Origin of the sequence: Tateyamaria pelophila (assembly GCF_019966495.1) — a bacterium.
GTDB classification, from domain to species: Bacteria; Pseudomonadota; Alphaproteobacteria; order Rhodobacterales; family Rhodobacteraceae; genus Tateyamaria; species Tateyamaria pelophila.
On the sequence record NZ_JAIMIA010000130.1, the window covers coordinates 1 to 11768 of the forward strand.

Consider the following 11768-nt stretch of genomic DNA (forward strand, 5'->3'; position numbering starts at 1 on the left):
GTCCGAACGCGGCGGCGACCGCGCAGCCTTCATGTACACCCTGATCGTCACCGCAAAAATGAACGACATCGACCCCCAAGCCTGGCTCGCTGACGTTCTCAAACGACTGCCCGACATGCCAGTCTCGCGCGTGCACGAGCTGCTACCATGGAACTGGAAAACCGCAGCACAAAACGTCAAGGCCGCATAAACGCGGTCCACGCCGGATGTTTACGGTAATGCACTACCAAAAAATGGACAAGGCATTCTCTGAACCTGTGCGCGCTCTTGCAGGCCGAATGAAGCCTGGAGGCAGCAACTGATGGCCTGGAACTCCGAATCCGACCTCGAAGATTGGATGATGGAGAAGCTGGCGGGGCTGGGCTATGCCACGGCTTCGGGTGCGGAGATTTCGCCTGAGAAGCGAGATCCTGAGCGCCGCAGCTTTCATGACGCGGTGCTGAGGAAGGTTCTGGAAAAGGCCGTTCGACGGCTCAATCCCAGTCTTCCGGACGGCGCAGTGCAGGAAGTCATGACGCGTATTACCGACGAAGTTTTCGTTGGCGACCTGATTGCCGAGAACCGCCGCCTCCACGGGCTGATGACCCGCGGGGTCCCGATCACATACTTCAGCCATGGAGAGGAACGGAGCGACCGCGCCAGGTTGGTTGATTGGGACGACGATGAAAATTCTTGGCATGCTTTCAATCAGGTCGACATGGTCGGCCGAACCCCCAGGATCCCGGACCTCGTCATTTACCTGAATGGCCTGCCGTTGGTCATCGTCGAATTGAAGGGAACCGAGGGTGCGGACATTGAGGCGGCGTTCAATCAGATCGAAACCTACAAAAGCGACATCCCAAACCTGTTCCGGACTTCGCTTATCTCGGTTATCTCGGACGGGCTGAATGCCCGCTATGGCACATTGTCTGCGGGTCTTGATCGCTACATGCGCTGGAAAACTATTGATGGAGAGAAAATCCTCTCAGAACGTGAAGGACTTGCGCTCAACACCTTGACGGAAGGGCTGCTGAGTCGGTCAGCCCTTCTGGATTTGCTGCGGTGGTTCGTCGTCTTCGAAGATGATGGCAAAGGTCCCATCAAAAAGGCGGCTGGATATCACCAGTTTCACGCCGTTAGAAAGGCAATGTCGTCGATACTCAGCGCGCGTGGTGACGATGGTAAGGGCGGCGTGATCTGGCATACGCAGGGATCCGGAAAGTCCCTGCTGATGGTATTCCTTGCGGGAAGAGCCATGCACCTGAAGGAACTCGAGAACCCAACTGTCCTCGTGCTCACAGATCGCAACGATCTCGACAATCAGCTTTTCACGACGTTCGGCCGCTGCCGCGACTTGCTCGGTGAAGACCCGGTGCAGGCGGATAGCATCGACGACCTCAAGACGTTGCTCAATCGTCAGGTTGGGGGGATTGTCTTCTCGACGGTTCAGAAATTTCGCCCTGGGCGGGGCGAGGATTTCCCACAATTGACCGACAGATCGAATGTCATCGTGATGGTCGATGAGGCGCATAGGACGCAATACGGATTCGATGCGAAGATGGACCAAGCGACCGGTGAAGTGCGCCATGGGCTTGCACATCATCTCCGTTCAGCGCTCCCGAACGCGGTCTATGTCGCATTTACTGGGACACCGGTAGAGCTGGTCGGGGCCAATACCCGCTCCGTTTTCGGGGATTACATAGATGTCTATGACATCGCCCAGGCGGTCGAAGATGGCGCGACCGTGCCGATCTACTATGAGGGCCGGGTCGTTCGGGTCGAAGTCGCCGAGGACGTGCGTGAAAGCCTCGACGAGGAGTTCGACGAGGCGACCGAGGCCCTCGAGGAAGATGAGGCGACGGCCACCGCGAAAAAATGGTCCCAGATCGAAAAACTGGTCGGCGCCGGGCCGCGTCTTGATGCGGTCGTCGCAGATATTTTGGCGCATTTCGGAGCGCGCCTTGAGGCAATTGACGGAAAAGCCATGATCGTTTGCATGAGCCGCCGGATATGCGTGGATGTTTACGAGAGAATCATCGCCGCCCGCCCGGAATGGCATTCCGACATGGACGAGACCGGAGCGATAAAGGTTGTCATGACCGGTAACGCGACCGACCCGCAGCCTTTCCAGCGGCACATTCGAAGCAAGACGAAACTCGAAGCTCTGAGGAAGCGCTACAAGGACACCTCAGATCCCTTGAAGCTCGTAATCGTGCGGGACATGTGGCTGACGGGGTTCGACGCGCCATGCATGCATACTCTATATGTCGACAAGCCCATGAAGGGCCACGGCCTCATGCAGGCGATTGCGAGAGTGAATCGGGTCTTCGCAGGGAAACCGGCCGGTCTGGTAGTGGACTATATTGGCCTTGCTGCGGATCTGAAAAAGGCGCTGGCGCATTATTCGCAAGGAGATCAGGCGCAGACAGGTGTGGACGAACGCGAGGCCGTCGCAGCATTCCTCAGTGCACTTGAGGTCGCTCGCGCGCTTTTTCACGGGTTCGACTATTCGCGTGTTCTCGGAGGATCAGCCGCTGATCGTATAGAAATCCTCCCCGCGGCAGCGGATCACGTTTTGAGAAAGACCCGTGAAGAAGGCATCGAATCCGACAAGGACTTCGGAAAACGTTTCCATGATGTTATCGCTGCGCTGGCGAAAGCTTTCAAGCTTGCGGCTGGCTCCCCAGAGACATCGGCTTCTGCCGAAGAGGTGGCCTTCTTCCTCGCGGTTCGTGCTGCGCTTCAGAAGTTGGATGTGAAGGGGGGACGCGGTCGAAACTCATCGCCGGATTTCGCCATCGAGCAACTGCTGAACCGGGCTGTCGCATCGACGGAAGTCGTGGATATTTTGGAAGCCTGTGGGTTCGACCGACCAGACATCAGCGTCCTGTCGGAAGAGTTTCTGCATGAAATTCAGAGCATGCAGCACAAGAATCTTGCTGTTGAAGCTTTGAAGAAGTTGCTGAACGGAGAGATCAAATCCCGCACCCGGGGCAACGTCGTGCAGAACCAGAAATTCTCCGAACGCCTTACTAATGCAATCGCGCGGTATCACAACCGCAGCATTGACGCTCTGCAGGTGATCCAGGAGTTGATCGGGATGGCGAAGGATCTCAGCGCGGAGCCAGAAGACGACATGTCTGAGGCCGAGCGCAGCTTTTATGATGCCCTCGCCCAAAATGAGAGCGCCGTGGAAGTCATGGACAACGAACAGTTGAAGGTGATCGCCGCCGAGTTGGTGAAATCCCTTCGTGAGAATTCCGGGGTGGATTGGTGGCAGCGCGATGACGTGCGGGCGAAGATGCGGGTTGCGGTGAAAAGAATTCTGCGACGCTACGGGTATCCACCTGATCTGCAGGCAGATGCTGTGAAACTTGTTATCAGGCAGGCTGAGGCGATGGCCCGAATGATGTGACAACGATTCCCGTAGAACCCGCAGTGACTGCTTCAGTCTAATCGCGGAAAACTCTTGGACCTTGAAAACTCGCATACTGAAAGGGAGTGCTCATAGCGCACACCCATCTGCAGCCGGCCGTCCGGCCATATGCATCACGTCCTTCCAAGAGGTTTTATATAGGTTGATAGGTTCCATCAGGTTCTCGCAGGGATTTCTGAAACCCCATCAATGGCTTGCGACGCTTTGGCTGCCAAATGTCCGGCCTAAATAGAAAGAACAGCGGCGATTTCGGTAATACTCCCGATCAAAACTGCAAAGAATACGGGTCAGCTTGAAAAAAATTTCAGTTGCTGGGCCCATCTCTGACAAGACCGGCAGATTTGGCGGCAGAATAAACAACAACAACGGCGAATTTTACGTTTTCTGCGGCCGCGACTTCAACCCACTTCCTCTTCACATCAAATAGAGGACCTGAGATGTCGAAACATAGCGAATATCTGTTCACCGATGACGTTGCAAAAATGGTAGAAAACGCTGACCTGACATTAGATGGGCTGCGTCTCGTTCACGGCTGTCACTACTATGTTGATTCCCGGCCAGAACTGGAAATGGGAATAATGGCAAAGCCGATTTTGAAAAGTATCACTGCCAGATGCCGATTAATCCTTTCAGCATCCGGGGCGCCCGGCGCCAAAGACTACGACATGATTGACAACGGTATCGCGAGCCATGCCAACAAACGTATTTTTGAGCATTTGAAACGGAGTGATTGTGGACGGAAGCTGACATTTCGCTTCTCTGACGCCTATGCCAGGGGCTCTGCCCGCGTCGGAAAAAGCAGTCCTGAAAAATTTGCCATGATCGACGTCGAAACAATCGGCAAGCTTCGCTCACCACACCATGTTCTTTTCTATACTCGTGCAGTGATGGCGCAAGGCAGCGACTACCCGATGTTCCGATTGCCATGGGCGCGGTCGGAAGCAGAATCGTGGTCAGACGTCAAACGGCGATGGCTGGGTGCTGCGGAACGGATCAGCACTGAACTGCAACACGACTACGTCTTGGAGCCGATCGAAAATCCAGTGAACTCGGAAATCTTCTGGGTCAAGGTAAAGATCGTGAAGAAGGTTTCGGGGTGGAAACCCCAGAAGCTGTTTCCACGAGATGCAGCGCACGCAGTCTGCACTGTGGTGTCAGGCAAAGCAAAATCGCTTACAAGGCAGCAGTTGCATGAGCGTCGCGACTGGACACGGGCCGATCGGCGATAGGTTCGTGCAGCCATGATGATGTTTGGTAAAGGTCCTTCGCAAATACGCGGAGGACCTTATTTATTTGAGGTCCAGATTTCATTTAAGGTGCCATTGAAACCGCACCATCTCATTGACAGATCGTTGCCAAACACCCCTGCGCAAACGTGCGGTCCAGTGCGCATCATTCTGAACCTCCAAATTTTGATAGTTGTAGAGGTAAGTGCTATTTTGGCCTTGTTTCTCGGGTCTTCCACCACTAAACGGGTCGACGGAGACGTGGCCGAGTGGTCGAAGGCGCTCCCCTGCTAAGGGAGTAGGCCCGGAAGGGTCTCGAGGGTTCGAATCCCTTCGTCTCCGCCATTTTTTCGCCGTAAGATGCTGATAAAGAATGAGAAAATAATATACTAAGTTTTTTAGATACAGATACGGATACAGTTTTCTGGCGCTTGCAAGAAGCCAGGATCCAACTTCCGTTTTTGGGGAATAACCCGTGCGTCAGCGCGCTTCCGTTAGCTTGCCGGGCTCCCCAAAACATGACTTTCTGAGTTTTTAATTAAAGCGGCGAACAGACTCTTGGCGTCCGTGCCGCGCTGGGCGAATAGTCGACCGATACGGGTGAACTATTAATTCCGCAGAATCTTCGTATTGCAGTCCGGTGGCAGGCAGCATGGTTGGCCTTTTCATCAAACCCGCAAATACGTCACTTCAAATTGCTTTACGGCACGGTGCTCCTGAAACCTGTTCGCGAGGTTGAAAGCATCCCCAGCAGGGAAATGCTGAAAAATATCCAGACCACGATCCAGAGAGACCTTCCACCCGGTATCGGTCACGATATGACGAGCATGGGCGGTGCCAGATCCATCATAGCTCCACGAGAACTCCACCCCGGCAGCCTCACACGCCGTAACGATAGCATCGAGGAACTCGCGCTGCCTGGCCATATCACCGTCATTGGGCGCGGTGATCAACTCGACGGAAACAAGATCTTCCGGTGCCTTCTGGCGAATGATCATTTCCATCAGATCCATCATGTTGCGGGCTTGATGAAACATCCGAATGTAAGGATCGGTGATCACAATCTTAGATGCGCCCTTCAGCCAAGGTCCAAATAGTTTTTCGAATGTAATCCCCCTCCGGTTTTCCTTAACAACGATGTGCCCCTCGCGCGGGAGCGCCTTGACTGCATCAACGGCGCCATCCGCTTTATCAGATCCGTCCGGCGTAGCAGTTCCAGTACTCGAATGATCGGTCTCGATGACATCGACATCCTCACCATCATCTTCTGATGCTAAATTCTTGTAGTAGAATTTCGGGTACTCATCTTCTTCCAAAGTGGTGATGGAGCACTGATCGCCACTTGGTCGCACAAAGTGAAAGTCCGTCGCTGGATATGTGCTGTCTATCCGTTTCAGCTGATCCTTGACGCGCTTACGGCTTTCGATGGCCAGTGACAGCAACTCTTCGATTTCTGTCTCGCTAGCTCCACCATCCGGAAACAGCAGCTTCAAGAATCCTGACATCGTTTTGTTGATGGCATCGCGATCTCGCGTTGAAATCTGACTGCCCAGTTTGAACCCGGCCTCTTGGTAGACGAGAGACAGATCGTCATTGCGCAGGTGGCGCAGAATTTCAGCGAGGTAGTCGACAATCAGGCCATAACCCTCGGAGAACAATTCACTACGGATAACCTCGATTTCCCAGCCTGGAAGGTACGCATGAATACGGTCAATAAACGCTGAGTCGTGAAACTCTGCGGGCAGTTCTTCGAAGAGATCTGAGTTCTTCAGCATATACGGTACGTTGTGTGCCGTGTTGCCGACAAAGGCAAAACTGGCCTCTGCCCCCATGGTAGAAACACCGCGGGAAAACGACTTGTTCGCCATGTAGTTTTTCATGATGTCGACTAGCGCTTTTTGTGGCTTTTTCGTACGCCCCGCGAATTCGTCAAAGGCAACCACATCCCAATAGCCCACAAGCCCAATTTTACCGTTGCTGTTGTTCACGAATAGCTTTGGGACTGACACCTCACCGCCGGAAATCAGCTGTCCGTGCGGGGAAAACTCAGAGTAAACGTGTGACTTGCCCGTTCCCTTTGGGCCAAGTTCTATGAGATTATAGTTGCGCTCAACAAATGGAATGAGCCGCATCAACTGCAAGAGCTTGCCGCGCTTGCCAAACTCATCAGGGTTGAGACCAATGCTTTGCATCAGAACATCGATCCACTCATCCGTCGTGAATTTGCCGCGGGCCTCAGTGTAGATATCAAAATCTACCCCTGCCACCTGGATCGGCTTCAAAGTATCGACGGTCCAGGGCGAAACGCCCGACTGTTCGGCGAACTCGTAGCTGACGTCAGAAATGCACCATACGCCCGTGACAAGAAGTTTCGGGTGCGCTTTGATTGTGCCTGAATCGATGGCGACCTTTTTGATCGACAGATTTTCAAAGACGGCTTCATAGGCATCGGTTTTTTCGTTCAGCGAAACGTAAACTCTATCAATGACCTTGTAGCGGCCCCGTTCTTTGATCTCCGATTGGATCAAGCCTGACTGGTTCCGGTGAACGTAGTGCTTCCTCAAGATCTCTTTGACAGTCTCAATACCGGTTGCGATAGATGCCTCGTCATCGGTCGCACAGTACTGGCCCAGCAAGTATTCCAAGACGTAACTCGGAACAATTGCGTTGCCTTTGACCGTTTTCACAAGGTCTTTGCGCACAGCATAACCGGCAAAATGTTCGTTTATCTTATCGTCTAGAGCACTCATTTGTGTGTCCCTCAAAAATCGAAATCAGTGGTAATGCCGCGCCGGAGTTCAAACCTCTGGCTGGCATAGTCCTGGAAATGGCTGGTCTTACCGACGCGCTCACGCAGCTTCAGAAAAACATCCTGATTGTTAAACTTGTCAGCCAATCTTGAGAGCAGAAATTTGCGAGGTAGCTCACGCTCGCGTGCACTTTCAGACCGGAAATCGAAAGTCAGTTCATGCTCATCAGAAATCAACTCACCAGACTCCGAGTAAATCCCGGCCACCAGCTCGCGAGGCTGAATTTTGTCTGTCACAGCTTGCGCCTGATAAAAGTTCACCGCGATTTGGCCAGATGTAATCAAGTTCTTACCGGAGGTGACAATCTGGACATCGACTGTCTTAACATCGCTGTCCCGCCGCTTACCAACCCGTATGACAGGAACAATCACTTCTTGAAGGCTGGCACCACCGTGCACAAAGCGGCTGCCAGACCCTTTGACACGCAGGCGATTGATGGATTTAGGAATAAGAACTTCCATATCACCGTTGAGACCAAGCTGCTGGGATGTGAATTTCTTCGTTCCTGGGGTTTCGCTCAGGCCCTTGCCCAGAACAAACCGGCGGTTGCGGACAAGGATGTCACGTCCTTCCACGTCCGCTATGGAAAAGTCAGTGTCGGCAAGTTGGCGATGCTGATACAGAAACCCATGATCTGCGGTGATCAGGATATTTGAAAAATTTGCAGACGTCAGTTTCCTGACGAGCAGCACCAGATCCTCAATGGCATCCTCCGCCGCTTCAGGAAGGCGGTCCTCCGTCGCGAGCTTGTCGCCAACGACATCAATACGATCATGGTAGACGTAAACTATGTCGTGATCACGAAACAGCTCTTTGCCCGCATCCGTTCGCATTGCCATGACGTCTTCGGCCTTCAGTGCCTTTACCCGGTCTCCTGCGCGGCCTGTATCCAGAATCTTCTCCCTGTTGACCCGGCCTTGGGTTGAGACTTCGCCGTCAAATACACTGCTATCCTCTGATATCTTGAGCGCCTTATTAGGCAAGAGGGATGCCATGCCAAGCTGTGTATAGCTGGGAAGCGCACTCAGCATGGGTTTCAGTTCAGCCTCAAAGCGGTTCAGCCCCCTGATCTGCGACAGCAGTTCATCAGCAACTTCATAGCGCAGGGCATCCGAGATGATGACGACAACCTTCTGATCCTTGCGACGGTATTCTGCGGCCTGATCGCGATAAAAATCAATCTGGCTGTTCACACCGGATATTTTCCACGTGTCCAGCGTGTCCACCTGATCCTGCCAGGCATTGTTCAGCGTCAGCAGGTAACTGTTGGAGTAGCGGTTTTCGACGCTGTCAAAGAGTTCCGACAACAACGACGCATGGCCGCTCTTCTGCATGTGAAAGATGAACTTGCGATAAAACTGATCCAGCCGATACCAGCTTGAGACATAGCGTTTTACACCTTCAGCCGGGCTGGTCATACCCAATGTTGCCTCTGCCAGAGCCTGCTGAAATTCAGTGGCGAACCCAACCGCAAGGTAAATATCCTCGTATTTCTCATACCAATGGCTTTGGCGACGTTCCCGCACCCATTTCAGCACATCTGCCGGGCTGACGGTCTGCTTGCTGAGACCGTGAACGATTTGTCGGATGATCTGTCGGTCGATTTCCTCGAAATGATCGATGGACATCAGTGCCCGCAGGTCGCGTTCTGCAACATCCTGTTTGATGGCCAGAAGATCAGCAAAGCGATCCGACAGGATTTCAAAGTCCTTGCTGCCGGTCTTGTCGTTCTTCCATCGGCGGAACATCAAGAGGGCTTCTGAATTCAACTCCCCGTCTTCGCCCAGGCCCATCGCATAACACGACTTGAACAGCGTGATCGCAAAGTCCTCAAGATCCGGTGCGTCAGAAACATAGGCGTAGGTATTGCCGATTTGCTTCCACAGAAACTCCGTCAGCCCAGCCCGTTCCAGCACACGCATGCCGTCATCACGGTCGTTCGCAAGATCCCCCAGCAAGGCTTCGACGACGGTATCCAAGCCACCCTGGGCGCCGACGCACACGGACAACATTCGCTGCCGTACCTGCGTCTGTGTATCCCCCGGCTTCACAACCTTCTTCAGCTCATCAATCCGGGCGTTTGAGCGATAGAACTCCATGTGATCGCGAACGACAGCCTCAAACTGTGTGGGCAGACCCAGCTCACTCAACCAGATCGCGGCCTGATCTGCTTTGAACTGAGTGGTCGCCAGCTGAATATCCAGCAGCCAGTTGTCCTTCATCTCGGGCTCTGGCCCATCATGATAGATCAGGAACTTGGCCTCCGGTTCCTGCCGCAGGATCCGGTACTTCAGGCCGAACTGGTTGTTTACGATTTCGACCTTTGTGACTCCATCCAGATCCGCCGCCTCATAGGCCTCTCGCATGTCGCGGGCAGCATCATACCAGAACACCACCCGATGCTCGTCAAACAACCGCTTCAGCGACCCTGTGATCCGATCTTCCATCAGCTCAGCCCCGGTATCTTCTTAAGCGCCGTGCCAAACAGCGGATAGTTGGCCTTGACCCCGTCATCCAGATCGATCTCGATCTTCTGTGTGGCCAGCGGATAGATCACATCGCGTTCCCAATCCGACAGCTCGTCAATGACCTTACCGACCCGGTCGATCTCTTTCAGCGCTTTGGTTTTGACCGATTGACTGGCATCCGGACTATCCGACAGGCGCTCCTGTTCGGCACGATACCCTTCCAGCTTGCTGCGGTATTCACGTAGATATTCGTTCAGCACCACCGACACGGTGTCGGCCCGATAGCGGTGCATGTAGATCAGCGCGTTGAACGTGCCCTTGGAGCTGGAGAACATCCAGTAGATCGGGCGCTTCTTGTAGCGCTTCACGTGGTCGGCGTAGAAATCCTTGGTGAAGTATTTGCGGATGTCTTTGCCGAGCGCGTCCTCGATATAGCGCAGGTTCTCGCGGAAATGATCCTCGCCGAAGGTGGTGCGCAGGAACAGGCGGAAGCGCTCGGTGATGTCGTCGGGGAACCAGTCGGCGTCGAGCACGGGGATGACGTTGTCTTCGTCCGGCATAAACTGCGGCTGGGGGATGCGGGCGAGGTAGTCGGCCAGCGTTTCGCCCTGATTGGCGAGGATCAGGCCCGGCGCGTCGAGGCTGTAGCGGCCGAACATGCAGCCCACGGCGTAGGAGAGGAACTCGGCCATGGTGTCGGCGCGCAGGCGGGTCTCGTTGGCGGCGGCGTCGTTCTTGATGCCATAGCGATAGGCGGGGTTGCAGGTGAGGGTGATTTCGTTCAACGGCACCTCGGGGGTCAACTCGTCTTGTAGGCCATAGGCGTCAATGAAGATGCGGTTGTTCTCCTCCTCCAACGTGCGCATCTCGTCCGTCATGGACTGCCAATGAGTGCGGAGGGTGGCGTAGCTGTCCGCCAACCTATCGCCGCGATGATCGGGCAAGAGCAGCGGGAGCGTTGTGAAATCCCATGAGGTTTCGTATGCGTCCCAGTCGGAGCGGCTCAAGCCAATTATCGACTCGGCATTGCTATCAATGGCAGCGCCCTGATTTTCCTTTAGTTTGATGAAAGGGAGTCGCCCCATATTGGTTAAGCGGTAATCCAAAGTTGGGCTAAGCGCCTCTAAAAGGCTGGAGACTATTGGAGAATTCATAAAAGCAGAAAGTTGTGGGAGGTGCTTCGGGTCTCCGAAAATTGATGGAGCCGTAGAGTCGAAAGTCTGGCCGTTGTCGTAGTATCGTATTGAGAAAGAACCTGAGCTAATCCGGCTCCAACTAAGTGCTTGCTCGAAGTAGCGCGTCGATGCTCTCATGACCGAGCGGTCACTGCTTTTCAGCTCTGCCCCCTCATGTTTCCACATGATTACTTTTTCGTTGTTCCCATACCATTTTCGGTATTCACCTCCTTTGCGATGAGGCACCCAAGTCGCCATTCTATCTGTGTCAGGAGACTTCTCAGAATTGAACTTGGCCGTGGAGGTTTCGTGCCATTCGCGGAGGTATTTGTCATTGTCGCCAGTGGTGAGGCCCTCTCTCAGAGCGAAGTGTTTTCCTAATTGAGCGTTTTGATCAGCGAAATGCCTTAGCTTCAATTCGCTTAACCAGTATGCGATTGGGCTTCCCGGAATCTGGCTAAAAACCGCGGAAGAAACGCGGTTAAGTCTTTCGTTCTTAGTCGGAAACTCGAAAGGCACTCCATCATCATCGGTTTCGAAATACCTGACGCAGCAAAAATCTCCGGCCAGATCTCGGGCTCTGAGCTTTCTAAAAACGTAAGCGCGGGCTGATCACCCATCGGTTAGCGGCTTGACTGTGTTTGCATGGTGGGAGCGGTCAGTCTATCAGCTTT

6 protein-coding genes and 1 tRNA gene are annotated in these 11768 nt (G+C 53.8%); 4 read left to right on the forward strand and 3 right to left on the reverse strand.

Translation table 11 applies throughout. The annotated features are described in order from the left end of the window. From LC354_RS23310 to LC354_RS23325, 4 genes are all read left to right on the forward strand, one after another. Positions 1–190: transposase domain-containing protein (locus tag LC354_RS23310; protein WP_223423851.1), on the forward strand; the 190-nt coding region annotated here is incomplete at its 5' end. 111 nt (positions 191–301) lie between these two features. Then, positions 302–3394: a type I restriction endonuclease subunit R gene (locus LC354_RS23315; protein WP_223428377.1), complete on the forward strand. Its 3093-nt coding sequence runs from the start codon at positions 302–304 to the stop codon at positions 3392–3394. A gap of 458 nt (positions 3395–3852) precedes the next feature. After that, positions 3853–4644 (forward strand): hypothetical protein, encoded by a 792-nt coding sequence (locus tag LC354_RS23320; protein ID WP_223428378.1) that lies wholly within the window; start codon positions 3853–3855, stop codon positions 4642–4644. 252 nt (positions 4645–4896) lie between these two features. After that, positions 4897–4986, forward strand: a tRNA-Ser gene (locus LC354_RS23325). 323 nt (positions 4987–5309) lie between these two features. Here the strand turns inward: LC354_RS23325 and brxL are convergent. From brxL to pglX, 3 genes are read right to left on the reverse strand one after another with little or no spacing between them, the layout of a single operon-like run. After that, positions 5310–7391 (reverse strand): BREX system Lon protease-like protein BrxL, encoded by a 2082-nt coding sequence (gene brxL / locus LC354_RS23330; RefSeq protein ID WP_223428379.1) that lies wholly within the window; start codon positions 7389–7391, stop codon positions 5310–5312. A gap of 11 nt (positions 7392–7402) precedes the next feature. Continuing rightward, positions 7403–9898 (reverse strand): BREX-1 system phosphatase PglZ type A, encoded by a 2496-nt coding sequence (pglZ, locus tag LC354_RS23335; protein WP_223428380.1) that lies wholly within the window; start codon positions 9896–9898, stop codon positions 7403–7405. Next, positions 9898–11613 (reverse strand): BREX-1 system adenine-specific DNA-methyltransferase PglX, encoded by a 1716-nt coding sequence (gene pglX / locus LC354_RS23340; RefSeq protein ID WP_223428381.1) that lies wholly within the window; start codon positions 11611–11613, stop codon positions 9898–9900. The genes pglZ and pglX overlap by 1 nt, the downstream gene beginning before the upstream one ends. Positions 11614–11768: the final 155 nt, after the last annotated feature.